General features: G+C 61.8%; 23 protein-coding genes. 6 read left to right on the forward strand and 17 right to left on the reverse strand.

Annotated elements, in window-relative coordinates; genetic code table 11:
- From ACSX1D_RS15720 to ACSX1D_RS15735, 4 genes are all read right to left on the reverse strand, one after another.
- Nucleotides 1-942: a VOC family protein gene (locus ACSX1D_RS15720; protein ID WP_439859398.1), complete on the reverse strand. Its 942-nt coding sequence runs from the start codon at nt 940-942 to the stop codon at nt 1-3.
- Nucleotides 943-1,051: 109 nt separating this feature from the next.
- Entirely contained in the window at nt 1,052-1,813 is a 762-nt protein-coding gene (locus ACSX1D_RS15725) for an SDR family NAD(P)-dependent oxidoreductase (protein WP_439859399.1), read from the reverse strand.
- Between the two features lie 51 nt (nt 1,814-1,864).
- Nucleotides 1,865-2,101 carry a ferredoxin gene (locus ACSX1D_RS15730; protein ID WP_439859400.1) on the reverse strand — a complete coding sequence of 79 codons (237 nt, stop codon included), beginning with the start codon at nt 2,099-2,101 and terminating at the stop codon, nt 1,865-1,867.
- A 372-nt stretch (nt 2,102-2,473) separates the two neighbouring features.
- Entirely contained in the window at nt 2,474-4,129 is a 1,656-nt protein-coding gene (locus tag ACSX1D_RS15735) for a methyl-accepting chemotaxis protein (protein WP_439859401.1), read from the reverse strand.
- Nucleotides 4,130-4,314: 185 nt separating this feature from the next.
- Between ACSX1D_RS15735 and ACSX1D_RS15740 the strand changes: the two genes are divergently transcribed.
- From ACSX1D_RS15740 to ACSX1D_RS15755, 4 genes are all read left to right on the forward strand, one after another.
- Nucleotides 4,315-5,586 (forward strand): MFS transporter, encoded by a 1,272-nt coding sequence (locus ACSX1D_RS15740; RefSeq protein WP_439862340.1) that lies wholly within the window; start codon nt 4,315-4,317, stop codon nt 5,584-5,586.
- A 10-nt stretch (nt 5,587-5,596) separates the two neighbouring features.
- Nucleotides 5,597-5,917 carry a 2Fe-2S iron-sulfur cluster-binding protein gene (locus ACSX1D_RS15745; protein ID WP_439859402.1) on the forward strand — a complete coding sequence of 107 codons (321 nt, stop codon included), beginning with the start codon at nt 5,597-5,599 and terminating at the stop codon, nt 5,915-5,917.
- Between the two features lie 43 nt (nt 5,918-5,960).
- The gene (locus tag ACSX1D_RS15750; protein ID WP_439859403.1) at nt 5,961-7,196 is read left to right on the forward strand and encodes an NAD(P)/FAD-dependent oxidoreductase; all 1,236 of its coding nucleotides are present in this window, start codon (nt 5,961-5,963) and stop codon (nt 7,194-7,196) included.
- A gap of 71 nt (nt 7,197-7,267) precedes the next feature.
- A complete protein-coding gene (locus tag ACSX1D_RS15755) occupies nt 7,268-8,452 on the forward strand; it encodes an MFS transporter (RefSeq protein ID WP_439859404.1) in 1,185 nt (394 codons plus the stop codon).
- A gap of 111 nt (nt 8,453-8,563) precedes the next feature.
- Here ACSX1D_RS15755 and ACSX1D_RS15760 read toward each other — a convergent pair whose 3' ends face one another.
- The 6 genes from ACSX1D_RS15760 to ACSX1D_RS15785 all read right to left on the reverse strand — a co-directional run bounded on the left by ACSX1D_RS15760 (nt 8,564) and on the right by ACSX1D_RS15785 (nt 15,314).
- On the reverse strand, nt 8,564-8,914 hold the full coding sequence (locus ACSX1D_RS15760) for a nuclear transport factor 2 family protein (RefSeq protein WP_439859405.1): 351 nt from the start codon (nt 8,912-8,914) through the stop codon (nt 8,564-8,566).
- A gap of 56 nt (nt 8,915-8,970) precedes the next feature.
- Nucleotides 8,971-10,245 carry an MFS transporter gene (locus ACSX1D_RS15765; RefSeq protein WP_439859406.1) on the reverse strand — a complete coding sequence of 425 codons (1,275 nt, stop codon included), beginning with the start codon at nt 10,243-10,245 and terminating at the stop codon, nt 8,971-8,973.
- Nucleotides 10,246-10,296: 51 nt separating this feature from the next.
- Entirely contained in the window at nt 10,297-11,085 is a 789-nt protein-coding gene (locus ACSX1D_RS15770; RefSeq protein ID WP_439859407.1) for an SDR family NAD(P)-dependent oxidoreductase, read from the reverse strand.
- Between the two features lie 84 nt (nt 11,086-11,169).
- Nucleotides 11,170-12,201, reverse strand: a complete 1,032-nt coding sequence (locus ACSX1D_RS15775; RefSeq protein WP_439859408.1) for a hypothetical protein — start codon at nt 12,199-12,201, stop codon at nt 11,170-11,172.
- A 60-nt stretch (nt 12,202-12,261) separates the two neighbouring features.
- Nucleotides 12,262-13,545: a cytochrome P450 gene (locus ACSX1D_RS15780; RefSeq protein ID WP_439859409.1), complete on the reverse strand. Its 1,284-nt coding sequence runs from the start codon at nt 13,543-13,545 to the stop codon at nt 12,262-12,264.
- A gap of 110 nt (nt 13,546-13,655) precedes the next feature.
- Nucleotides 13,656-15,314 (reverse strand): phytoene desaturase family protein, encoded by a 1,659-nt coding sequence (locus ACSX1D_RS15785; protein WP_439859410.1) that lies wholly within the window; start codon nt 15,312-15,314, stop codon nt 13,656-13,658.
- A gap of 705 nt (nt 15,315-16,019) precedes the next feature.
- On the opposite strand from ACSX1D_RS15785, the gene ACSX1D_RS15790 reads away from it, so the two are divergent.
- Nucleotides 16,020-16,427 carry a VOC family protein gene (locus ACSX1D_RS15790; protein WP_439859411.1) on the forward strand — a complete coding sequence of 136 codons (408 nt, stop codon included), beginning with the start codon at nt 16,020-16,022 and terminating at the stop codon, nt 16,425-16,427.
- A 27-nt stretch (nt 16,428-16,454) separates the two neighbouring features.
- Here ACSX1D_RS15790 and ACSX1D_RS15795 read toward each other — a convergent pair whose 3' ends face one another.
- On the reverse strand, nt 16,455-17,234 hold the full coding sequence (locus tag ACSX1D_RS15795; RefSeq protein ID WP_439859412.1) for an SDR family oxidoreductase: 780 nt from the start codon (nt 17,232-17,234) through the stop codon (nt 16,455-16,457).
- A gap of 189 nt (nt 17,235-17,423) precedes the next feature.
- On the opposite strand from ACSX1D_RS15795, the gene ACSX1D_RS15800 reads away from it, so the two are divergent.
- Nucleotides 17,424-18,074: a TetR/AcrR family transcriptional regulator gene (locus ACSX1D_RS15800; protein ID WP_439859413.1), complete on the forward strand. Its 651-nt coding sequence runs from the start codon at nt 17,424-17,426 to the stop codon at nt 18,072-18,074.
- Nucleotides 18,075-18,139: 65 nt separating this feature from the next.
- On the opposite strand, the gene ACSX1D_RS15805 is transcribed toward ACSX1D_RS15800, so the two are convergent.
- The 6 genes from ACSX1D_RS15805 to ACSX1D_RS15830 form a co-directional block, all read right to left on the reverse strand.
- Nucleotides 18,140-18,970 (reverse strand): SDR family NAD(P)-dependent oxidoreductase, encoded by an 831-nt coding sequence (locus ACSX1D_RS15805; RefSeq protein WP_439859414.1) that lies wholly within the window; start codon nt 18,968-18,970, stop codon nt 18,140-18,142.
- Nucleotides 18,971-19,008: 38 nt separating this feature from the next.
- Nucleotides 19,009-19,827 carry an enoyl-CoA hydratase/isomerase family protein gene (locus tag ACSX1D_RS15810; protein ID WP_439859415.1) on the reverse strand — a complete coding sequence of 273 codons (819 nt, stop codon included), beginning with the start codon at nt 19,825-19,827 and terminating at the stop codon, nt 19,009-19,011.
- Nucleotides 19,824-20,795, reverse strand: coding sequence for a lactoylglutathione lyase (locus ACSX1D_RS15815; RefSeq protein WP_439859416.1), 972 nt, complete (start codon nt 20,793-20,795; stop codon nt 19,824-19,826). Before ACSX1D_RS15815 ends, ACSX1D_RS15810 begins: the two co-directional genes overlap by 4 nt.
- 76 nt (nt 20,796-20,871) lie before the next feature.
- Entirely contained in the window at nt 20,872-23,373 is a 2,502-nt protein-coding gene (locus tag ACSX1D_RS15820; RefSeq protein WP_439859417.1) for an efflux RND transporter permease subunit, read from the reverse strand.
- Nucleotides 23,374-23,407: 34 nt separating this feature from the next.
- Complete coding sequence (locus ACSX1D_RS15825) at nt 23,408-24,562, reverse strand: WD40/YVTN/BNR-like repeat-containing protein (RefSeq protein WP_439859418.1); 1,155 nt, start codon at nt 24,560-24,562, stop codon at nt 23,408-23,410.
- Nucleotides 24,563-24,685: 123 nt separating this feature from the next.
- Nucleotides 24,686-26,050, reverse strand: coding sequence for a DUF1329 domain-containing protein (locus tag ACSX1D_RS15830; protein ID WP_439859419.1), 1,365 nt, complete (start codon nt 26,048-26,050; stop codon nt 24,686-24,688).
- Between the last annotated feature and the right edge of the window lie 13 nt (nt 26,051-26,063).

Here is a 26,063-nt window from a genome sequence, read left to right on the forward strand (position 1 = left end):
TTAGCGCTTGTTGGCCAGGTATTCCGGGTCCAGCACTTCTTCAGGCGTACGCACGCTAGGTCCGAGGATAGGTCCAACCATCTCGTGTCCCCAGACGCTCAGCACCTCGGGATTGAGCTCATAGGGGTCACCTTGCCAGGGCTCGATCTCGGCAATGGTCTCAAACGCGAAGCCGGACGGATTGAAATGGTAGAAGGATACATGCGGGTCCTGGCAATGCTGCCCAAGGGTCATCATCATCGGCAGTTCGCGTTTCTTGACGATGTCATAGGTCTCGCCGACATCGCGGATGCTGTGCACCACGATGCCCACGTGCTGGACGCCCATGCGACCCGGCCCATGGCCATAGGCTATATCGTGGCTGGTGTGATTGTTGAGCTTGGAGCGGAAGAACCCCGTACGCCCCTTGCCCGCACCAGCACCGTACCAGCGGAACCCCATGACCTCGATGAGGAAGTGCTCCAGTTCCGCCGTGTATTCCGGGGTGATCAACACCACATGACCGGCACCGCGTTCGTCTGCCAGAAAACCACCATGGGGACGGCCCGGCTGGAAGGAGCGCGGTGTCCACTTCTGCGCATAGAACAGCTCGTGCTGATAGCCGACCGGATCACGGAAGCGAATCAGCTCGCGCACCCCGCGCTTCTCGCACAGTTCGGCATCACCACGAGTGAACTCGACCCCGGCAGCACTGAACTTCTTCAAGGCATCCTCGAAGGCCATGCGCCCGATCGCCTCCCAGCCGATGTAAGCGATACGGTCGATCTTCCCCGGATGGAAGGCGAAGCGATGACGCCGGTCGTCGATGCGGAAGTACAGCGAGTCCGGATCGCTCTCGGGAGTGCGGCCAATACCGAATCCCATCACCTGCGGGCCATACTCGCGCCAAGCTTCGATGTTCGCGGTCTCGAAGCCCATGTAGCCAATGCCAATGATGTCCATGACTATTCACCTGTTCTTGTTCGGTTTTCGTTCGTCCCAAGCTCCGATTGAGGCCTGCCCGGACGATAGCTATCGTGTCATTTCCAGGCGGCAATTCCGCTCGGATCTATTAGACGGCCAGCAGACCACCGTCGATGACGAAATCGGAGCCCGTGATGAACGAGGCTTCGCTGGAGGCCACGAACACTGCCATGGCGACCACTTCCTCCGGCTCGCCGGGGCGATCCATGAGCACGCCGTCGAGCAATGCCGCACGGGCGACGGGGTTCTCGAGAAACGGAGCCGTGCCTGGTGTCGCGATGAATCCGGGGCTTAGGCTGATCGCGCGAATACCGACTGGCGCGCCCTCCACAGCCAGCTGGCGAGTGAAGGAAACCACCGCGCCTTTGGCAGCGGCATGCGCGGCGATGCCGGCGACCTTGGAGCCCCCCCAGGCAGCGGTCGATGACACGTTGATGATCACGCCGTGTTGCTCGGCAAGGTAGTTCCAGGCGTATTTAGTGGTGTAGAACAGCAGATCGATTTCATTTCGCATGGTGTAGCGCCAATCCTCGACGCTGAACTCGCTCACCGCGCCGAAACGCGCCGCCGAGGCGTTGTTGTAGAGAATATCGATGCGACCGTGCTCTGCGACGGCAGACTCGACCCAAGCCTTGGCCTGTTCATGATCGCCGAGGTCGACGGGAGCGTAGCCATACAACCGCAGGCCTTCGGCCTGGAGCAAGGCGGCAGTTTCCTCATTCGCCTCGGCATTGAAATCGCAGCCCACGACAATGGCGCCTTCCTGGGCGAAACGCAGTGCAGCTACTCTGCCCTGCCCACCACCGGTGCCTGTAATCAGTGCGACCTTCCCCTCTAAACGACCCGTCATCCGCCCCTCCAGCGCTTACCCGTGATTACGACCTGAAGCTTCGTGAACAGCTTAGGCTTCGTCGCCTTCGGCAGTGATGTCTTCGAGCCAAATGGCCTCTGCAGGACAGGCCGCGGCACCTTCGCGAGCCTCTTCCTCAAGCTCGGGCGGGACGATCTTGTCGTCCAAGTAGACCAGGCCATCGGCATCCAGCTTGTAGATACTCGGGCAGATTGCGGCGCACAACCCGTAGCCACAGCACCGGCTGCGGTCAACTACCACTTGGAATCGCGCTTTTTCGGAACTCATCTTGTTCTCCTTATCAGGGACCAGCACAACAAAATAATGAACACTTTTTGAATATTTGTAAATATTTAGAGCCGAGCAAGACGGGCGCGCGATGAACGGCCCAGGATCTGGCATGCCATCTACTGTCTAGAGAAATAGTCGCGCCACCCGGATCAGGAGCGCCGAACAAAGCTCTAGGAAGTCCAGAACCCCTATAGATATGAACACATTCTATTTTTTGGTCATGCATTTCTACCGACCGCCCACCTAAGGCTCATGTAAGCCATTCGACTGGAGCTATTTCTGGAAGTAACCCGGATGGCCAGGATGAGCGCGTTAATAGGGCGCTCATCGGTACGCCACACGGCATACTCGCCTCGGCGACTATGGCTCTCAGTTCGCCTCGAAACGGAAGCGACTCACCGCGAGACTCAACTCTTCCGACAGTTCGCGCAGGGACACTACCGCCCTGGATACCTGCTGGGTAATCGCATCCCCTTCCCCAGCCATGCGCGCAATGCGCTCGACGTTCGAGGCGATATCCCGCCCGCCCTCACTCTGCTCGCGCACGGCGATAGCAATCGAGTCGACACCACGGGTCGAGTTACCGACCAGGCGCGCGGATTCCCCCAACGTGCTCTCCAACTCACCCAACAGCTTATCGCTGCCATCCAAAGCCACAGTGCCCGCCTGCAAGGCCTTCTCCACGACTGCGGACTGGCCTTCCAGCTTGAGCGTCAACTCGTTGATCGAGTTGGCAGCCATCGCAGAGCGCTGCGCCAGATTGCGCACCTCATCAGCCACCACGCTAAAACCACGACCGCTTTCGCCGGCACGCGCAGCCTCAATTGCCGCATTCAAGGCCAGCAGATTGGTTTGCGCCGAAAGTTCCTTGACCTGATTGATGCTGGCGGTGATGGCGGAGGTGCTGACGACGAAGTCCCCTACCGAGCCGCTAATGGCCGAGAAAGCGAGGCGTACGCTTTCAATCTCCGTAAGCAGACGGCTCAAGGCCGAGTGCCCGGCTTCCGCCCCCCGCAGACTGGCTTCCGCAGAAGACCTCAACTCCTCGGCATTGACGGAGATAGAGGCAACTCCCTCGCTCATCTGCTCGACCGTCGCCGACACCTCGATAACCGCCTTGGCCTGACTCGTGGCACTTTCAGAGACCCGGGACGAGGTGATGACCAGCTCCTCTGCCGACGCGCCTACCGATGCCGATACGCCCGCCACCTGGCGGACGGCGAGCTGAAAACTCTCGATCAGTTCGTTGAATGCCTGAGCGGTCCGGGCAATCTCATCGTGCCCGACAATACGCACGCGCTGGGTTAGGTCGCCATCGCGCAGCTTGATCGAGGCCTGCTCGATGGCGCGAATCGAGCGGATGATCTGCACCCGCAACAGCAAGCTGACAACCAGGGCCAAGCCGACGGCAGCCAGCAAGGTCACGATCAACACCTGGGTAACGTTGCTCACCACGCGAGCGGCTTGGGTAAAGGCTTGGTTCGTCAGGCTTTCCTGCAGTGTCAGGAGACGTCCGAATTGCCCCAGCAAGCTGTTGTAGTCGGCGCGTAGGTTGCCGAGCATCGAGGCGGCCTGAAGTGGGTCGGTAAGGGCTTTGGTCTTGAGCTCGGTAAAACCGCTGCCCACCACGGCTGCCTGCTCCTGCAGAGCCAGATAGAGGGCACGCTCCTCCTCGCCCAGCCGCTCCTCCGCAGCGCTTCTGCTTAACCCCGAAGACATCTCACCGAGACTCAGGTCCATCTCCTCAAGGTAGGACTGCAACTCCTCGACGGACGCCTCGCCGTTCGACTCGAGAATCCGCACCACCATGGCATAGGCATTGGCCATGGCGGCTTGAGAGGAGGCCGAGATATCCAGCGCCTGCTTGTACTGTTTGACCCGCAACTGCTCCATCTCGTCGATGACCCGCTGCTGGCTCGCCAGTCCCTGGTAGGCGACCGCGGAAATGATCAGGAGGGAGAGGACAAAGAAACCGGGCAGCATGAGGAGCTTGGCGCCAATGGAGTAGCGACTGAGCGAATGCATCGTGGTACCTGCTTTTTGTTATGTAGCGGATCGGCCTGGCACGACTAGACAGGCCATTCACTCTGCCATATTCTAGATACAGCATTCAATTCTTAAATCAGAACAAAGATCACGCGCCCGCAGTGCAACCCAGGCAAAACGCGGAGCTGGTCACCAAGAAAAGACCAATAAAAGGTGCCTGCCCGATGCCTCGCCCACCTAGCAATGCGGCCATTGACCTCACTGAGTTTCGGCAAAGCTGGAGAATGCTCATACTCGCGGTAGCCGGGGTGGCCGTTAGCATTAACGCCGCACTGCTGTACGGTTTCGGCACCCTGGTCCTGCCCCTGGAGCAGGCCTTCGGCTGGAGCAAAAGTGAACTGCAGGCCTCGATCACCTTCCTGTTCGGCGGCGCGGTCATTTCCCTGCAACTGGTCGGCTGGCTCAATCTGCGCTACGGCATGAAGCGGGTCACCGTCACCTCCCTGATCTTGCTGTCGCTCGGCTACCTGGCGACGACTCAGCTGAACCATTCGATCTGGACGCTCTACCTCGCCTTTGCCGTACTCCCCATCGTCGGCATGGGGGCGCTGGCCGTCACCTGGACCCAGTTGCTCAGCCTCTGGTATGAGCGCAATCGTGGCCTGGCATTGGCGATCGGCCTCTCGGGCACCGGCCTCACCGCCGCCACGATTCCGCGCCTGCTGGCCTGGGGCATCGAGCACTGGGACTGGCGCGCCGCCTTCGTCATTCTCGCCCTGCTCAATCTGTTGCTGTTGCTGCCCTTAACACTGCTCTGGTTCAGAGTGCCTGGGAGCGAAGCCCCGAATCGACGACCTACAGACAACGAATTGCTGGACCTGCCGGGCATGAGCTTTAAGGAAGGCATGGCCTCCCGCAAGTTCTGGACGTGCAACCTGGCGCTCGGCCTGGTGATCTCTGCAATCGTCGGCATGGTTACCAGTACCGTGCCGATGCTGCAGAGTCGCGGACTGACGGCCAGCGACGCGAGCCTCATCTTCAGCGGTTTCGGCGTCTCGCTGATCCTCGGTCGTGTATTGATTGGTTACCTGCTGGACCGGCTCTGGCCGCCGGGCGTGGCCGCGCTCAGCCTGGCATTGCCGGCCGTCGGCTGCTTGATCTATCTCGGTGCCGACCAGGATTTCGCTCTGCTGCTGGGTGCCGCGATTCTGGTCGGTTTCGGTGCCGGAGCGGAGTTCGACATCGCCGCATTTCTCGTCGCCCGCTATTTCGGCCTTCGCGAGTATGGCCGGTTGTTCGGCGTTCATCAGGGACTCAACACCGTGGCCTCGGCGCTGGCCCCGCTGCTGTTCGCCCTGCTACTCAGCCGTACCGGCTCCTACTCGGCAATGCTTGTGTATTCCATGGCCTGCAGCGTGATAGGCCCTCTATTACTGCTGACCCTGGGCCGCGCACCACACTTTGGCGCGCAGCCTGCCCCCACCCTAGCTTCATAGGATCTCGACAATGCCTACATTAACCCTGATCGAACATGACGGTACCGAACACCAGGTGACTGGAGAAATTGGCCAATCGGTCATGCAGGCAGCGATGTTTGCCTCGGTACCAGGCATCCAAGGCGACTGCGGCGGTGCCTGTAGCTGTGCCACCTGCCATGCGTACGTGGACGATCACTGGCACGCACGGGTGCCGGAGGCCGAGGGGAGCGAAGCCGACATGCTGGAGTATGCCGTCGAACGCCGTGCCACGAGCCGTCTGACTTGCCAGCTGGTTATCAGCGAAGCGCTCGACGGCGTCGTACTGCATCTGCCCGTATCGCAATACTGAATCGCGCAGAACTCTCGTCGTACAGAATTAAGTAGGAGTTCCCATGTCACTCGCCTCGGTAGTAATTGTCGGTGCTGGCCAGGCCGGCTTCCAGGTCGCCACTTCGCTGCGACAGTCTGGCTATGAAGGACGCATCAGCCTGATTGGCGATGAACCTGGCCTTCCTTACCAGCGGCCACCATTGTCCAAGGCCTACCTGCTCGGCAAGATCGGCGCGACCAACCTGCTGTTCCGCCCGGAAAATTTCTATACCGAGCAACGCATCGAACTACGCCATGACCGCGTCACCGCCATCGATCGGCAGAATCGCCGAGTCCTGCTCGAGAGTGGTGAGGCCCTGGCCTACGATCACCTGGTACTGGCCACCGGCGCGCACAACCGTCCCCTGCCCGTGCCCGGCGCCGAGCTGGAAGGCGTGTTCGGCATCAAGACCAAGCTCGACGCCGACACCCTGGCGCCTCTGGCCAAGCAAGCGCGCAACGTGGTGGTGGTCGGCGCCGGCTTCATCGGCTTGGAGTTCGCCGCGGTGGCCGCATCGCTGGGCGCGGCCGTGCATGTCCTGGAACTGGGCGACCGGCCGATGGCCCGTGCGGTCAGTCGCGAGATGTCCGAACTGTTTAGCCGGGCACACCGTCGCTGGGGCGTGCACCTGGACTTCCGCCAGGGCCTGACCCGGGTGATCGGCGAGAATGGCCGCGTGGCCGGGGTGGAAACCTCCGATGGACGCATACTGGACGCCGACCTGGTGGTCTTCGGCATCGGCGTGATCCCCAATACGCAACTGGCCAGCGAAGCCGGCCTGGACATCGCCAACGGCATCAAGGTCGACGCCCGCCTGCTCACCTCAGACCCTCACATTTCCGCCATAGGCGATGTCGCCTGCTTCCCCTGTCTGCAGAACGATGAACAGCCAACTCGGCTCGAGTCGGTGCAGAACGCGGTGGACCAGGCGCGCACCGTGGCGGCAAGGTTAATGGGCAACCCGGCGCCCTACGTCGCGCTGCCCTGGTTCTGGACGGATCAGGGCGACCTGAAGCTGCAGATCGCCGGCCTTTCGAACGGATATGACAGTACCGTGGTCATCGGCTCAGTGGACGACGCCCAGGTCTCGGTCTTGTGTTTCCGCGAAGATCGGTTGATCGCGGTGGAGTCGTGCAATCGTCCAGGCGACCACCTGGCGGCGCGCAAAATCCTCTCGCGCCAGCCTGCCCTTAGTCCTGCCGAAGCAGTCGCCCCCGGCTTCGAACTCAAGACCTGGGAAGCCGCCAACCGCGATTAACCCCCGGTGCGACGCTCCACATGCGCGCAGGGCGGCCACGGACTAAGAGACGATACGCAGGTCGACGACGGATGAACGGCAGCTGCAAATCCCTTCCAGTCGGCCTGTCGATCGTTTCGATCGTCTGCTTCAACTTCGTCTCACTCATTAGCAACGGACTGCCACTGGCCGTACTGCCCGGTCATGTGATGAACACCCTGGGCTTCGGCAGCGCAATGGCCGGCCTGGTAATCGGCCTGCAATACCTGACGACTCTTGTGTCGCGTCCGCTGGCCGGACAACTCGCCGACCGCTTCGGTGCCAAGCGCACGGTCATGACAGGACTGGCCACCCTCACGGCCAGCGGCCTGGTGACCGCATTGGCGATCCTGCTACCCTCTACTCCCTGGTCTGGCCTGGTAATCCTACTGGCCGGCCGCATTCTCCAGGGCATTGCCGCGGCCCTGATTTCCACGCCCAGCTGCACTTGGGCCATCGGCCTGCATGGCCCGTCGCGCACTGCGCAGATCATGTCCTGGAACGGCATCGCCGCCTATGGCGGCACCGCCATAGGCGCGCCGCTCGGGGTATTGATACGCGATCAACTGGGCCTCGCCAGCATCGGTATCGCGATTATCCTGCTTGGCTTTCTGTCCCTGCTGTTCGCCCAGAGCCGACGCCCCGCCCCCCTGCAGCCGGGCGTAGGGCTGCCGTTTCGCAGCGTGTTCCTGGCCGTACTGCCCAACGGCCTGGCTGTCGCCTGCAGCTCGGCGGGCTTCGGCAGCCTCACCGCCTTCATCGCCCTGTACTTCGATAGCCTAGGCTGGGCCAACGCAGCTTATTGCCTGAGCGCTTTCGGTGGTGCCTTCATCTTCGCCAGGCTGGTCTCACCTAACGTGGTGCCGCGCTTCGGTGGATTTCGGGTGGTCACCATCTGCATGCTCGTGCAAACCCTGGGACTGCTGCTCGTCTGGCTCGCACCTTCGCCTCAGGTGGCGTTCCTCGGTTCCGCACTGACCGGTCTCGGTGTTTCTTGGGTCTATCCGGGGTTGGCGGTGGAAACCCTGGCCCGCACGCCCGAAGCCAATCGCACCGCAGCCCTGAGCACGCTTTCGCTGTTCTTCGATCTGGCGGTGGGGCTGGCGGGGCCAGTGATGGGGGTGATCGTCTCCGGCCTCGGCCTCGCACAGGTGTTCCTCTGCTCTGCCCTGCTATCGGCCATCGGTTGCATGCTGGTGCTGAGCCTGCATCGGCGTCAGCCAGCAGGCCGGACTTGATACGCCCCGAGTACTTGGAAGGGGCGACGCCTACATGACTGGCCGAGCGCCGTAAGGCTCGGCGGACATAGAGGTCAAGCTCGGCCCATCACCGCGCCCGCGGTGGCCCGGTCAGGCTTTGATGAAATACCGCACCGACAACCTGCCGCTCTGGAAACGGTACAACTCGATGGTCTCGATACCGCCACTGCCATCACGTAGCGCGTTGCGATGATGACAAGCGGCTTCCTCGCCGTTGATGATGGTTTCCTTGACCTCCACGCGGAAGCGCGGCTGCTGGTTCTCCCACATGCCTTCCAGGATCTGCCAGGGGTCGGTCGGCAACGGACGGCCGACGTACTCGATGCTCAGGCCGGCGGGCGACACCCGGCGGTAATGCTCGAAGAATCCTTCTCTATCACCCTTGTTCCAGCACTCGATCTGGCCATGCAGGAATTGCTCGATAGCTTCTTGCGCATTCATTCGTTTCTCCTCGGTTTTCAAGGGCGGGCCCAGCCCGCCTGACTTTGCACAACCGCTCAGGCAGGTTGCTGTTGGGCCGCAACCACCGCTGCCGGCCGCAGCCAGAGCAGGGACAACGGGCCGATGATGGAACAGGCGAGGCAGCACAGCAGCACCGCCGAATAACCCTGGTAGGCGTCATAGAGGCGGCCAAACAACACCGGCATCAGCCCCGAAACGATGGTGACCAGCGCCAGGTGCAGGCCGAAGATCCGCGCGTACTCACGCAGCCCGAAATAACGCGCCATTAGGAACGCCGCCAGGTCGAACTCCGCACCGGCGCTGGCACCGATGCACAGGGTGGCGAGCACCAGTAGCGCCATGCTCTGCACGCCGCCGAACAGGAAGATTGCACAGCCGATGGCCGGCAGCGCCAGGCTGACCGCAGCGACCAGGATCGGCGGGTAGCGGTCCAGCAGATAGCCCACCAGCAAGCGCCCGGCGATGATGGAAACGCCGAAACTGCTGAATATCTGGCTCGCCGCCTGGGCGGAAAGCCCGTTGCTCTGCAGCATCGGCACGATATTGGTGACCATGCCGACGGTCAGGCACACCGACAGGATCAGCGCGATATTGAAACTCCAATAGACCGGCGAGCGCAGCGCCTGGCGGAAGCTGAAACCGCTCAACGGCGATACCGTCTCTCCACTCGCCGGCGAGGCAGACCCCACTGCGCTCGGCATGCGCAGCCAGAACAGCGCCATCGGCAAGGTAAACAGCAACGGCATCGCCGCCAGGGTGAAAAAGCCCGCCTGCCAGCCGAACTGGGCAATCAGTCGCACCAGCAGCGGCGGCAGCACCACCGCCATCAGGCCGGTGCCGCAGAGAATGACCGCCAAGGCCAGGCCACGGTTGCGCTCGAACCACAGGTTGACCAGTTGCGTCCAGGTAATGGCGATGGTTCCCGCGCAGACCAGCGGCATGGCGAAGTACGCCAGGTACAGCCAGCCGATGGACTGCTCGATCCGGGTGATTGCCGCATAACCGATCACCTGCAGCACGATCGAGACGATCGCCACGCGCCGCAGGCCGAAGCGGCGGTACAAGGGGCCGACCAGTTGGGTGGAGATGGCCACCCCGGCGAACAAGAAGGTGATCGACGCCTGCAGATCACCGCGGCTCCAGCCGAAGGCCTGTTCGAGGGGAATCACCAAGGTGCCGAAGCCATAGAGCAGGCCCACGCTGATGCTGGTACAGATACCGGCGAGGCCGAGCAAGAGGACGCGCCAACCGCGCTTGAATTCGCCGGTGTCGATAGCGGCCTTGGGTCGTGAAAGGGACGGGGCGGACATAGGGGACTCCTGGCGCCACCCGTCGTGCCGAGCGGGCGGCGCGATCTGGGCTCAATGCCCCTTGAGGATTTCTTCGACCTTCGGCAGGGTCACCATGGTGGCACCGCCATCGACCAGCAGCGAAGTACCGGTGATGTAGGACGCCTCGTTGGACGTCAGAAAGAGCGCGGCCGAGGCGATGTCCGCCGACTGCCCCAGGCGCGGCACGGGGAAATGTTCGGCCAGCCGATGCGGCAGGTCCTCACCCAGAGTTGCAAGCATATGGTCAGTGCCGATCAGCCCCGGTTCGATCACGTTGACCAGAATATTCAAGGCACCGAACTCCACCGCCAGACCACGCGCAAAGGCGTTCATGAACGCCTTGCTGGAACCGTAGGGAATCAGGGTCGGGGTGTACTTGCGATTGGCCTCGCCGGAGGAGATGAAAATGATCCGCCCCTTGTCCTGCGCCTTGGCCAGATGGGGTGCCGCGTCCTTGGCCAGCCAGAACAACGACTGAATGTTGCTACGCACCAGATGATCGAAGGTTTCATCCGCCATCTCGGTGATCAGCCCGTGAGCCGTATCCGCGGCGCAGTGGACCAGGATATCCAGGGCGCCAAACGCTTCGATGGCACCCTCGACCATGGACTTGACCGCCGCGCGATCGGCGATATCGCCGCCTACTAGGCAGGCCTGCGCGCCGAGCGCCAGGATCTGCGCAATGGTTTCCTCGCCATACTCGCGGGTACGGGCCGACACCACCACCCGCGCGCCCTCCGCCGCATAGGCCAGGGCAATCGCGCGCCCCATGCCACGCCCGGCACCGGTGATTAGCACCACCTTGTCTTTGAATCTCATCGAACGTTTCCTATTGTTCTTGTTCGTTAGGGCTCCCGCAACGGCCAGGCCGGCAGGAGCCCATCGTCGCAACGCCGCTGGGCTTTAGAGATCCCGGCCCGGCACGTTACGTGCGGAACCGTTGCGCCGGTCGGACTCGCCCCATCCCAGCCAATGCGAGGGCTCGCGGGTATCGCCAACCCGGCGCCAGCGTCCTTCCTGCTGTGCTGTGATCGGGAAACCGCCGACGAAGTCGATCATTTCTCCCTTGGGGTCGGGGAGGAACTCCCACTCCTCCTTGCCATCCAGCACCACTTTGGCCGACTCCAGGAAGTAGCTGCCGTCCTTGTGCTTGGTCTGCCCTTCGATGTCGGTGGTGACGCGTACCTCGCCCTTGTCGTTGGCGAAGATGGCATAGCCGAGGTGGTCATGGCCGACCATGAAGGAGCCGGTATCCCAACTGCCGTCCTTGTACACGGTGACGAACGACCACCAGATGACGTGCTTGTTGTTGTTGACCACCAGGTCCTTCTTGAAGTGGATGGCACCACCCTCGGCCATGTAGAACTGGTCGAGCGCCATCGCCCCCTTCACCGGCTTGCCTTCGCAGACGCCGGCGAGTTCCCACAGCTGCGACACGTAGAACGTGCCCCACTCCACCCCAGGCAGGTACCACTGCAAGCCTGGGCCGAGCAGCCTGCCCTCCAGCTGGAACAGGCCATCTTCTCTCCAGGTCAGACGCTCGCTGTTGGCGGTGATCTCCCAGCCGTTACCGGCCTCACCTGGCTGGTTGGTCCAGCGCACGGTGTCGCCGTCCAGAGTCTGCAGCGGCATTGGGGTCAGCGCCTGGCGGGCCATTTTCTCGTGGTCCATGCGCAGGTTGACGCCGTCGACGTGGTTGTTCAGGTAGAAGAACTTGGTCGGATTCGGCGTGCCGCCCGGGGCCAGCAACGAACGCACGAACGAATAGATATTGCCGTCCTCGTCGCGCACCGAGCCGAACGGCGAGGACTTGCTCAATTGCAGGCCGAAGAAGCCGCGGCTCCCGCCCATCGCGGCACCACTGACCTGGTGCGGCCCGACCAGTTGCTGAAAGCCAAAATCGCCGCGCTCAGGAATCGTCTTGAAGGTTCTCATGGGGATCATCTCTTATCGTTATCGTCGAAAGCCACGCAAGGCAGGTTGGGCTGGCGCCGTTCAGTCCCAGATCACCGGCAGTGACGCGGCCCCACGCAGCTGTGCACCTTCGATGACCGGTGCCGGTTGCGACGGATCCAGACGAATATTGGGGAACAGGTCGAGGATGGCGTTGATTGAGCAACTGATCTCGACCTTGGCGATGAACTGGCCAATGCACATATGCGGGCCGAAGCCGAAGCCGAAAGAGGGCTTGAGCTTGCGGTCGATGTCGAACACATCGGGGTTATCGAATACGTCTTCATCGCGGTTGGCGGAAACCACCATGCACTGCACGAATGAGCCCTTGGGAATCTTCACCCCGTGGAACTCGACATCCTTGGCGGTCTCGCGCACCTTGAAGGTGGCCACCGGCTCGTAGCGGGTGGTTTCGTCCATCAGTTTGGGAATCAGCGAGCGATCGGCCCTGACCCGCTCCAGCAGGCCCGGGGTGGTGAGCAGCAGGGTCATCACCGAACTGAACATGCGCGTGGTGGTTTCGCCGGCGGCGGGCAGCAGCGAGCGGGTGAAGGTGATCACCTCATGATCATCCAGGGTGCGACCTTCGTACTCGGCGCGTAGCAGGCGTCCGACCACATCGTCGCCCTGGCTGCCCTCTGCGCGGCGGCGCACCACGACCTCCTGGATGGCGTCGTACAGCCCCTTTACCGCGATGCCGGCCTTCTGCCGGGCCTCGGCCATCTTCTCCGGGTCGATCTGGTTGCCGCCGACCATCGCCAGCGCCCAGGCGGCGTACTGCTTGTACTTGGACGGGTCATCGGAGGGGAAACCCATCAACGCGTACATAATGCGGATCGGCAATTCCAGACCGAACTGCATCAGGTCGGCCTTTTTCTCCGGAATCAGCGGTTCCAGGAAGCCCTTGCGGATCACCTCGTCGATCTGCCCACGCCACTTGTTCACGTTCTCCGGCATAAATGCCGGCTGCAACAGGGCACGTACCTTGCGGTGCGGCTCGCCGTCCATGGCCAGGATCACCAGGCCATCGAAGAAGGCGCCCAGGCCCTCGGCGATGAAGCCACTGGTGTAGGTATTGCCATCACGCAGTACCGCCATCACGTCCTGATACTTGAACAGGGCGAAGGTCGGCCGTGTCCCCTGCTGGATGCCGGCATTGGTCGGCACACCGAACTGGGTGATGAAGTCGCCTTGGTAGACGGGGGATTTCAGGCGCTGCTCCCGGCACACTTCATGGATGTCCAGGTTCGTGCCCAGATAGGTTGCCGATACCGCGGCGTAGGCACTCTTGAGATCGATCGCGGTCTCGTTAGGGGTAGCACTCATGTTCACTTCTCGCTCTATTGAATTGTCATTGCCATCGACCTGTCGAGCGACGCGGCTCGCCGCACCGGCCCCTGTGGAGCCCCAACCGATCAATGGCCGGACGGCCGCGCTCACGCCCCAGGCGTGGACTGGCCAACAGGTTGCTGACTGGCACCTGCCAGTACCGTTGTGCGGGCGCTGGCACGCTTGCCCAGGTAGCGCTTGGCCCGCTGGGCAGCCAGGCGCCCGGCCATGCCGTTGACACCGCCACCGGGGTGGATGCCGGCACTGCCCAAGTAGAGGCCTTCGACCGGCAGGGTATCGCCGCCCAGACCGTGAGCCGGGCGCATGCTGCTGGAGCGCAGGGTGGTCGTATCGATGTGCACAACGCAGCCATTCACCGTGTTCAAGCGCGCGGTGAAATCCGGCGCGGCCTCGAGGCGGCGGCCAATAATGGTGTGTTCATTAACGCCCTCGATGTATTCGCTGACCTGGCTGATCAGCTGATCGGCGACCCGCTCGCGCAGCGCATCCCAGCCTTCGACGGGGTTGACCGGCATGGCCGGCGGGTAGATGTACAGCACGTCCTGCCCGCTCGGCGCCTGCGACGGGTCGACAGCGCTGGGCGCGGCGAAGGTGATGTAAGGCAAGCGCGGCACTTCGCCGCGCGCACTGGCGGCGAAGTTCTCCAGCACCGCCTCGGCGGTCCCGATCAACAGGCAGGCCTTGCGCAGGTCGATGCCGTCGCCGCGCATGGCCTCGAAACGCGGCACCGAGATCTGCCCGTTCAGGGCCAGGTCGAGTTTGACCGGTCCGGCGCCATGGGCGTTGGCCGGCGCCATCGCCACACGGGTCAGCAGTTGCTGCTCGATCGCCCCCGGCGTGACCATCTCCAGCGCCACCTTGGGATGGCAGCTGGCGACCACCGCACGGGCATGGAACTCTTGGCCGTCCACCAGGCGCACCCCGCGCACCTTGCCGTCCACGGCGACGATCTCGGCCACCGAGGCCGAGGTCATCACCGTCCCGCCCAACTCTTCGAAGCGCGAACGCAGCGCATCGCTGAGCTTCTGCATGCCGCCGATCACCCGGCCTACGCCAAAGCGATGAAGGAAGGCCACCAGGGCGTAGTAGATGCCGCTGCCATCCGCCGTGATCACCCCGGCCAGCCCAGTCAGCGCGCACATGGCAGAGATGGTCACCGGGTGCTCGAAACGCTCCAGCGCCGCCTGGTAGGCCGAGCCGGTCATCAACGCCATCAACTCAGGCTTGAGCTTGCGATTGCGCAACACGGTTCTCAGAACCTTGAGTTTGGTGCCCAGATTGAACTTGGCCGGATCGGCCCGCATCATCGGCAGCGCCATGTCGATAAAGGCATCCAGCACCTTGACGAACGCCAGATAGGCGTCGGCATCGCGCGGGCTATAACGGCGGATTTCCTCGGCGGTTCTGTTGGGGTCACGCCAGAACACCACCGAGGTGCCGTCCGGGTGCAGATAGACATAGCCAGGCGAGTACTCGACCGCCTGAAAGCCGTGGCGATCCAACTCCAGTTCAAGCGGTACATGGGCATGCACACGCATCGACATCATGTCCAATGCGCAAGGATGCACCAGGTGCTCGGGAGCCTCGGGGATCAGATAGCCAGAGGATGCCATGCCGCCGACCTTGCCCAACGCCTCCAGCACCATCACCTTGTTGCCCTCGGCGGCCAGGTAGCAGCCGGCTGTCAGGCCATTGTGTCCGCCCCCAACAATGAGGACATCGAACTCGGCATTACTCAATGTCATATTTGCTCTCCATGGCCGGTCGATACGACGCCAGCCGACTTGTGGTGCACTTCAATGGCCTGGTTCGTTATCGGATCATCCATACGCGGACAAACCGCGACGCCAGCAAAACGCACGTCACTTGATCCGGCGAGTACGAACCAGCCGTGTTCAATCGTTTGCCAGGGGCTCGCCTGCGTTAGGCCGAAAGCCTTGCCGCCAGGTAACCCGCCTCCTGCTCGCTATATACGCTGATTGGTAACAGCCGCTCAGCCTGAAAAAATCAGCTCAGCAATAGCCCGCGCACGGCATTAACACCGAGCACAGCACGCCCGAACTATTGAAACGTTGTGTTGGCAACTGTCTGCTGACCACTATGCGTTTCCCTGCGCCTGAGCCTCGGCCAGGGCAGCCGCGATAGAGGCGATGATCGCTAGATAACTTGAGACAGTTGGTAGAAGGTTCATCAGGCCGATCTCCGTTATTAGACTTATCGAGAAATCGCAACGCAGTTCACCGCGATTGCCGAGTAATACCCTAACGAATAAGCAGCTACAGCAGCAGCGTATCCGTTTGACCTTGAGTAAAACGAAAGCAGCCAGGTGTCTTGGTCGGGAGAACGCGCACTCGTAGCATGGGGCCGACAACGCAAGTGCACTCGCTATCAGCGCTGCCAATCCGGCGAGACAGTCGAAGTGCCGAACTTGGGTCATTCAAGGAAACCGCATGATTACGCGCATGGATCACTTCACCATCGTCACCGATCAGCTGCAGAGCACTCACCACTTTTATGTGGAGATCCTTGGCTTGCGCGAAGGGCCGCGCCCGCCCTTCCCCATTGCCGGTTACTGGCTGTACGTCGGCCCCCATCCCGTCCTGCACCTGATTGCCGTCGAGCGGATGCCCGAGCCGCGCCGTGGAGTGCTCGATCACATGGCCTTTCGCGCCGAGGGCCTGGCGGCCACCCTGGAGCGCCTGGATAAGCATGGCATCGCCTTTCGCATCATTCGCGCGCCGGGCGAAACCCGCACATGGCAACTGTTCTGCAACGACCCCAACGGAGTCGAGGTGGAACTGGACTTCGCAGAGACGGAAGTCGCCCCGGCCGATTGGAAAGCCCGTTGCACGGGATGAGCGACAGCGGCGCAACCTGGGCTGCAGCTAGATCAGCCCGGCATAGCTGCCGCCATCCACCTGCAGGTTCTGCCCGGTGATATAGCCGGCCTGGGCCGAGCAGAAGAACACGCAGGCCGCGGCAAATTCTTCGGCCGTACCGAAGCGCCGGGCCGGAATCGGGCTGAGCATTTCCGCCCGCGCCTGTTCCAGGCTGCAACCCTTGTGCTTGGCCAGCTGTGTGCTCATGAACTGCAAGCGATCGGTTTCGATACGCTCCGGCAACAGGTTATTCAGGGTGACGTTGTCACGCACGACTTCGCTGGCCAGCGCTTTGGAAAAGGCCGTCAGCCCGGCTCGGGCAGCGGTGGAAAGCCCCAGTGGCAGGCGCGGCGACTTGACCATGGCCGAGGTGATATTGACGATCCGCCCGAAACGCCGGGCGCGCATGCCGCCAACCACAGCCTGGATCAGCAGGATCGCCGAGAGCATGTTGGCCTCCACGGCAGCTAACCAGGCGGCGTGATCCCACTCCTCGATGCGCCCCGGAGCAGGCCCGCCATTGTTGGTGATCAGGATGTCCGGCTCTGGGCAGCAGGCCAACAGGGCGGCACGCCCGGCCTCGCTGCTCAGATCGGCAGCCACCACCAACGGCTGATGTCCAGTCTGAGCCATGATCTCGGCCGCGGTCCGGGTCAGTTGCCCGGCATCGCGGCCATTGATCACCACCTCGCAGCCCTCTTGCGCCAGGGCCAGCGCGCAGGCTTTTCCCAGGCCACGGGATGACGCGCAAACAATGGCCTTACGGCCGGAAATTCGCAGATCCATGGCAACGCCCCTCTTGGTTCAGTCGCGGTTTAGGTCTCTTCGCAAACTCGGCATTACAACCTAGTAAGGCGATGGTGCTGCGCTCACTCGGCGGCATGGCAAGCCATATGCAAAGGTCGACGTGTTAATCTGCACGTCGATAAGTCACCGATCTAGCGGCCGGCGTATGGCAGACGGAATAACGATAAAATGAAGACTTCCCCAGTTCGCAGCGAACCCAATAAGCGCAATACCTTGAACCGCTTGCTGGAAGTTGCTCGCCAAGAATTCTCCAAGAAAGGCCTGAGCGGCGCACGCATCGAGGATATTGCCCGCGAAGCCGGGATTACCAAACAGCTCGTTTATCACTATTACGGTTCGAAAGAGCGACTGTTCAGTGCTGTTCTGGATGAGTCCTCGCAACGGATCATGGCCGAGCTCATCGCGCTCGACATCGAACACCTGGCACCGACAGTTGCTTTGCGCGAATTACTCTATTACTGCTTCGATCAATACCGGGATGATCCGTTTTTGGGCGCGCTGGCCCTCGAAGGCATCCGCTACCATGATGCCCATGACACGCCGCGCAACATCTTTGCCGACCTGACGCCTGCCCTCGCGGAGAAATTCGACAATATCCTGAAGCGCGGCGCGCAAAGCGGGGAGTTCAAAGCCGTGGCCGATCCACGGCTGTTTCTCGCAACAGCCGCCCTGCTCACCTCAGGCGGGTTTACCAACCACTACTCCATGTCGGTGCTGGTAGGGGTCGATACCCGCTCTGCACAGGGCATGCAGCTGTGGCGGCAGCACTCGGTCGACTTCATCGTGTCGAGCATCAGCCTCGCTTCCGATCCGGCGTAAACGCCTCACGCGGCCGGGTGAAAAACACCTTACCCGGCTCACTGCCCACACTCAGCAGCAACGAATCACATGCCGCCCCGGCCCGACTTCTGGAAGAATTCGCGCATCGCCACCAGCGAGGGCGTGTGGCTGCTGAAGCCGCCGTCCGCGACCAGGGTTGTGCCGGTTACGAACGACGACTCGTCGCTCGCCAGGAACGCCACGACATTGGCGATCTCGCGGGGCGTGCCCAATTCCGGGGTCATGTGGTTGTCACGCAGGATATCCAGCAGTTGCGCGGGCATGGAGTCATGCGCGTTCTCCGCTGGCGCCAGGCCGATCTGTACGGCATTGGCGCGGATGCCCTGCTTGCCGTACTGAGCGGCGACCAGCCGCGGCAGCATGATCAGCGCCGCCTTGGAGGTGGCATAGCCGGTCAGGGATAGATCGCCCTGCACGCCCAGTCCGGAGGTGGCGAAGATCACCGAGCCTTTACCCTGCTTGAGCATCACCGGAATGCTGTGCTTGCAGCACAGCACCGCTCCCCGCAGGTTCACCGCGATGGCCCGATCCCAGGCGGCCATGTCCAGATTGCAGATATCGCGGTCACGCTGGCGTTGCCCCACATCCAGAACAGCCGCGTTGTTGTGCAGGATATCGATGCGACCGAAACGCTCTACCACTGCCGCCACCATGGCCTCGACCGACTCTTCGGAGGACACGTCGGTGGACAGGCCAATGGCCTGCCCACCCTGTGCCACGATCGACTCGGCGACTTGCTCTGCGGCCTCGCCCTTGATATCGACGACCGCTATATGAGCACCGTGGGAAGCCAGCACGCGGGCGCACTCAGCACCCAGGCCGCCGCCCGAACCGGTGATGATGGCGACGCGGCCATCCAATTTTCCTGTTGTCATGCTGGTTCTCTCTTGTTGTCGATCAAGCGGGGAATGCTTCACTCACCCGTGAAACGCGGCGCGCGTTTCTCACTGAAGGCACTGGCGGCCTCTTTCGCGTCCTGGGTAGTGGCCAGCAGGGCGAACAGGTCCAGCTCGAGGTCCAGACCACTCTTCAGGTCCAGTTCCAGCGACGCGCGCGCGGCCCTCTTGACGTACAACGAGGCCATCGGCGGCTTGCTGGCGATGCGTTGGGCGAACTCAGTCACCTCGTTCAACAAGCCTGCAGCATCGCTGGCCAGGCGGCTGATCAAACCGATCTGCAGGGCCTCGTCCGCGTTCATCCGGTCGCCTGAGAGCAACATATCCAAGGCACGTCCCGGAGCCACTACTCGAGCGAGCCGCTGGGTACCACCGCCGCCGGGGATCAGGCCAAGACCGGTTTCCGGCAGGGCGAAAATCGCATTCGGCGACGCGAAGCGGATATCACAGGCCAGCGCCAGCTCCAGGCCACCGCCCATGCAGTAACCGTGGATCGCGGCAATGATCGGCTTGGCGACCTGATCCAACGACTCGATCCAGCGAGCCCGCTGCATACGCTGACGCACCTGCAGGGAGGTCTCTACACCACGCCGTTCCTTGATGTCGGCGCCGGCGCAGAAACCACGCTCGCCATCGCCACGGATGACGATGATGCGCACCTGCGGATCCTTGTCCAGCAGCGCCAGGGCCTCTGGCACGCCATGGCGAATCTGGTCGTTGATCGCGTTGATCTGCCCCGGCCGGGTCAGCACGATCCAGCCAACCGCCGCATCGCGCTCGACGCGTACCGCCTCGTTGATCACCAAAGGTAATTGTTGGCTGGCTTCGGCACTCATACGGGGCACTCCTCGAACTCGAAGACCTGGCCGTCGAACTCCTTCGGGTCGACCTTGATCAGTGACTTGCCACCGACCGCCTCGGACGAATCGACCCACTCGAAGGCCGTGCCGCGAGCGCGCAGATCCTCGGCCTTGGCGGCCAGATCATTGACCCCGATGCGGATGTAGTAAGGGCCAGGTCCCCAGTTATTCACGTAGTGACCGGCATCGGTGTTCCAGTAGGTTGCCTCGATGATATCCAAGGTCGCGCTATTGGCGACGCTGAAACCCATGCGTGCGCGGCGATAACCCTCACTGCGGATATTCTCCACCGGGCCGCTGGGCTCCCAGTCGAGGTTGGTCGACACCTTGCGCAGGGTCTCGTCCAGGTCACGCACCAGATATCCTCGTGCGGTAACCCGCACCATATCGCCCGGCTTCAGGTCGCGCGGCTGGGCCGGCGGCAGCGCATAGGTTTCTGCCGGCATCTGCAGCGGCTCGGTCGGCATGATCTCGATGCACAAACCGCCGTCCACAGAGGGCTGGTAGTAAGGCTGTTCAGGGGTTGCGCCGAGCCAGAGGCGATCGAAGGGCATTTCCGGCGTGCGCTGCGCCATTCGGAATGGCAGACGCCGACGCATCAGTTTGTCCACCAGGGCGTCGAACTTGTCGCCATGCAGGGCCAAGACTATCGAGTGGGTGATCATCGGCCGGTGATGACCCTGGAAGTCCTTCAGGCTTTCGAGAAAGTCATGGAACAACGGGTCGCCCGGATTCGGCATATCCAGGTGCCACTGTGGTTCGATACGCGTCGGCGCAACCGCCAGCGACTTGTGCACACGCAGGAAGTGCGCAATATACGGATGGTTGTCGAACGCCTGACGCCAGCGCTCATGCTTGTAGATACCGAGCTTATCCACCAGCTTTTCCGTCATCCCATCGGGATCCGGAACCATCATGTCGGCACTCATCAACAATTCGAACATAACACCCCTCCAATAACGGGCCACGGCACGCGCCTGGCCGCTTAGTCAGCTGATCCCCGCCTACTGGGCGGGTCGATCAATGCGCGGTAACCACCTGAACATTCACTTTCGCCTTCTGCTCCAAAGAGCAAGCGGCCTGATCGCTGGCGAGCGAGTCGGGCAGCGCCACATTCGTTTTGGAATTAAGCAGAAAGTGCGACAAGGCAGGGATGAGCACCAGGGCGCCGAGCATGTTCCAGAGGAACATGAAGGTCAGCAGGATGCCCATGTCGGCCTGGAACTTGATTGGCGACCACGCCCAGGTGATGACGCCCGCGGCCATGGTCAGGCCGATCAGCGCCACCACCCGCCCGGTAAAGTCGAGCGAACGGCGGTAGGCGATCGCCAGAGAGCCGCCGCGCTCCTGAACCGCGAGCTGCACACTGAGCAGATAGAGTGCGTAATCCACCCCGACCCCGACACCGACGGCGATCACCGGCAAGGTCGCGACCTTGAGGCCGATGCCCAGCCAGACCATCAGAGCCTTGCAGATGATGGTGGTCATGATCAGCGGGATGAGCGCGACCACGGTGGCACGCCAGCTACGGAAGGTGAGCATGCAGAGCAGCGCCGTGGCGCCATAGACCGCGAGGTACATGGTGAAGATGCCCTTCTCCACCTCGATGTTGGTCGCGGCCTCGATTCCGGCATTGCCGGCAGCCAGGAGAAACTGGATCGGCTGTTCGGCATCCGCCGCGGTGTTGTGCTCAGCCGCGAAGTTCTCGGACACCTGCAGCACACGGCTCAAGGTATCGGCCTTGTGGTCTGCCAGGTAGGCGATCAGTGGAGTGACCGAACATTGCGGGTTGGTGATGCCCGGCGACGCGATCATCGCAGCATCCACCGAGGAATTGGTGATCGCCTGGTCGCGACTGATGGTCAACCACTTCGGGCTGCCTTCGGCCATGCCCGAGGTGACGAAACGCACGGTTTCCGCCAGCGAGCTGGTCGTTTGCACCCCTTCGGTCTGCTGCAGCTGCCAGGCGAGGCGATCCATGGTCTGGAGGGACTGATACAGTCGGCAGCTATCCTCCTTGGTTTTCATAATCACCACGAACTGATCACTGGACAGCCCGTAATGTTCGGTGATGTAGGCACTGTCGCGGTTGTAGCGCGAGTCGGGACGCAGTTCCGGCGCACCGGGATCGAGATCGCCTACCTTGAGGTCCAGCATCACCACACTACAAATCACCGTGACGACAACCGACAGGCCAATAATCGCGGTGGCCCAGGGCCGCTCGGTGAAGCGATCGAGCCCGTGCCAGACATGCCCCAGGAGGCTGCGGTTCTGCTCGCCGGCGCGGTCCTTCTCGATCGCAATGAGTGCCGCCTTCTTGCTGACGCCGATGTAGGACAGCGCCACCGGGATCAGCAGCAGCTTGGTGAAAATCAGCACAGCCACACCGATGCTGGTAGTCAGGGCCAGATCGCGAATCACCGGAATATCGATGATCACCAATACCGCGAAGCCGACGATGTTGGTCAACAGGGCGGTCAGCCCGGTGAGGAACAAACGGCGGAAGGTATAGCGCGCGGCCACGTACTTATGTGTACCGCGGCCGATGTCCTGGAGGATGCCATTCATCTTCTGCGTGCCGTGCGACAGGCCGATCGCGAAGATCAGAAACGGCACCAGAATCGAATAGGGGTCCAGCTCATAGCCGAGCAACTGCATCAGACCTAGCAGCCAAACCACCCCTGCAACAGCGATGCTGACCAACAGCAGAGTGCTGCGCAGACAACGGGTATAGAAGTAGACAAATAGCGCAGCGATCGCCACCGAGGCGGCGAAGAACATCATCACGGCATACAGGCCGTCGATCAGATCGCCCACCAGCTTGCTGAAACCAACGATGCGGATATCGATTTTGTCACTTTGAAACGAGCGAATCTGCTCTTCTAGCTGGGTAGAGAACTCGCCGTAATTCAACGGCTGCCCAGTCTGCGGATGAGTGTCGAGCAAAGGCGCCACGATCATGCTCGAGGTCGCGTCGTTGGCGACCAGGCTTCCGATAATTCCGGCGCGGCCGATGTTGCGGCGCAGGGTATTGATCGAAGCCTCACTGCCATCGTAGTCCGACGGCATCACCGCGCCGCCGTCGATGCCCTCCTCGGTGACTTCCTTCCAACGCACAATCGGCATCCACAGCGACTTCATCCAGGAGCGATCGATGCCGGGAATCAGGTAGAGCGTATCGTTGACCTTCTGCAGCGCCTGCAGATATTCAGGGTCGTAGATATCGCCCTGCTTATTCTCGACCACCACCCGAATACTATTGCCCAAGCCGGGTAGCTGGTCCTTATAAGCCAGGTAGTTCTTGATGTAAGGGCTGGCACTTGGAATCATTCTCTCGAAGCTGGCGTTAACCTCGAGCCGAGTGGCAAAGAATCCGAGCACGAGCGTAGCGAGCAGACAGGCGACCACAACCAGCATGCGGTTACGGAAAATAATCCGCTCGAGGAGCCCACCGGACAACTTGTCGAAGTCCGCAAGGTTCGGAATCACTGGCATTCCGCTGTTGTACTTTTGCTCTACCATGTCTGCTCACTCATTGAGGAATCGTGCCGGCGAATCATTTCGCCTTGGCGATCTCGACGACCTTAGCGCCGGAAAAACGGGCCACTACCAACTCGTTGTCCTTGGAAGTTGCACTGGCTGCATACACCTCTCCGGCCTTCGCCACGTGCAGAGGGCTGACCTCCAGGCTGCGACGGTCCATGGCGACCATCTCGCCACTCTGACTGACCAATATCAGCTGGCCATCGTGTTCGACCGAACTGACCAGACCGCCCTTTAGGCCAGTTCTGACTTTCTGCCAGTCCTGCCCTTGATTGCGGCTAACGAACAGGTTGCCGCGCAGGCCGTGCACCACCAACAGATCACTGAAAGCGCGAACGCCAAAGAAAGTGCCGGTGTAGGGAGTTGTCATCATGACGAAGCGACCGGACGCCTGGTCCTGGCGCATAACCACACCCTGCTCGCCACTGACGAAGAACTCTCCCTGATGCTCGGCCAGGGCATACAGGTGCATGCGTCTATCGTTATCGGTCCGCTCGATCCAGGGCACCCAGGTCGCACCGTCATCACTGCTGTGCAGGATCATGCCGAAAGCGCCGACGACAAAACCGTAGCCACGGGCATCGAACAGTACATCCAGCAAGGGCGCGGCCAACACATCCGGACTTGCCGCCGTACTCATAGCCAGACCGATTTCGCCCAGCATGTCCTCCGCAACCTGATCGCCGTTGTCGGCACGTCGGCCATACACCTCGCGCAGCAAATTCAACAGGCTGCGGCCGTCCAGCTGTACCTTCCAACTGCTACCACCGTCACTGCTGTGCAGCAGTACCGAGTCATGGCCGACTATCCAGCCATGCCGGGCATCACGAAAGCGCACCTGAACCAGGTCGCTGGAGACTGGGCTCGGCACCTGCACCCAATTTCTGCCGCCATCGGAGGAACGCTGAATCAGGCCGCGCGGGCCGACGCTGATCAGCTCATCGCCCGCACGCGCCACACCAATGACCGGCGCAGGAAGACGCAGATCGAATTGCGGTGCCGGCTTGTGCAACGAATCGACCATAGCGGTCGATGCTGCCTGGGCAGGAACGCTCGCCAGCACGCTGACAAGCGACACGGCGCCAAGCAACCTCAGTCCATAGGGCAGACGACACAGCAGTGAAGACTTCCGCAGCAGGCGGAACATCTCAAAATCGCGGCCAATCATTATTTTTATCCTCAACCACGCAGCGGCTGCGGCCCCCACAAAGAGTTGCAGAGGGGCCGCGATCCACTGTCAGCAAGATCTCAGGTTCGGCGTATCGACTCGCGTCGATACGCCCTAACGCACTTAGCGTTGAGTTACCCGGGATACGATCGCCTCGGGCTTCATCTCGCGCTCGGAACGTGGTTCCGCGGCGAACTTGTAGCCGCCCTTAAGCCCGTCGTTGATCAGGGCGTACATGCCCTTGTTGAAGTCATAGATGACGTTCTTGACGTTGTAGGGAATGTCCTTGTCGTACAGCTGAACACCACTGAGGAACATCGCACGGTACAGGGCATTGTTCTTGTCCCAGGCGTCATAGAGACCTACACCGAAGGTATCCTCGTCGAGATAGTAGGTGCGTTTGCTGTATACGTGGCGCTTGCCCGGCTTGAGCGTTGCCTCGACGACCCACACACGGTGCAGCTCCCAGCGTTCACACTCCGGATTGGCGTGGTTCTCGAGAAACTGGGCGTCCTGCTTGCAATCGAAGTAGAACTTGTAGGCGTTGTAAGGAATGAACATCTCCTTGCGGCCCACCAGCTTGTAGTCGAAGCGCTCCTGGCTGCCGGAGAACATCTGCAGCTCATCGAACAGAGTTACACCGCCCTGACTGGCCACCGGAGTATCGAAGGCGAACTCCGGCGCAAGCTTGATGCGCCGCTGACCCGGGGTGTAGCTCCAGGCACGCCGCGGCTTAGCGAGCGGATCGAGGTAGTCGGCCAGCACGATCACTTCGCCGGCTCGGCGCGCCGGGTACATGTTCAGCGAGAAGACCCGGGCATACATCAGCGGATCGCGATCGGCCTGGTCGACCTGGTAGTACGGCATCTCCTCGAAGGTCGCCTGCTCGGCGCTCTTGGTGACCTGGCCGTTGGTGTCGATGACCCAGCTGTTGGACGAGGACGTCGTCGAATAACCGCCACCGATCTTGTAACGCAGCTGCTGGTTCCAGAGCACCTCGTTACCGCTGGTGGGTATCGGGAACGGCAGGCCACCACGACAGGCCGTATCAACCGCCAAGCCGTCCTTCTGGATATTGCAGCCAGTGGCATTGCGCACCGTTGCGTCGACCACTTTCTGCGGGTAGGCAGCTGTACGGTGGCTGGGATAGATATCCAGGTAGTAGTCCGGGTACTTCTTCAGCAGGGCCTTCTGGCCCTCGCTCAGCTTGTCTGCGTACTGGTCCAGGTTCTTCGAAGTGATCCGAAACAACGGCTTCTCGTCCTTGTAGGGGTCGACCCAAAAGCCACTGTCCGGCTGAAAGCCTGCGGGGGCCTCACGCAGGCCACCCTCATAGGCAGGGATCGTACCTTCGGCGTTACCGGCCTGGATTGCCCCCCAAGGGGTCAGGGTCTTACCCAGTTCGGCCGCCTCTTGCGGGCTGACCGCCGCCAGTGCACACGCCGACAAACCACTCAAGGCGAGGCTAAATGCGAGTTGGAGTTTCATGACTGTGCTCCGA

The sequence above is a fragment of the Pseudomonas sp. MBLB4136 genome (genome assembly GCF_051904765.1).
Lineage (GTDB): Bacteria > Pseudomonadota > Gammaproteobacteria > Pseudomonadales > Pseudomonadaceae > Aquipseudomonas.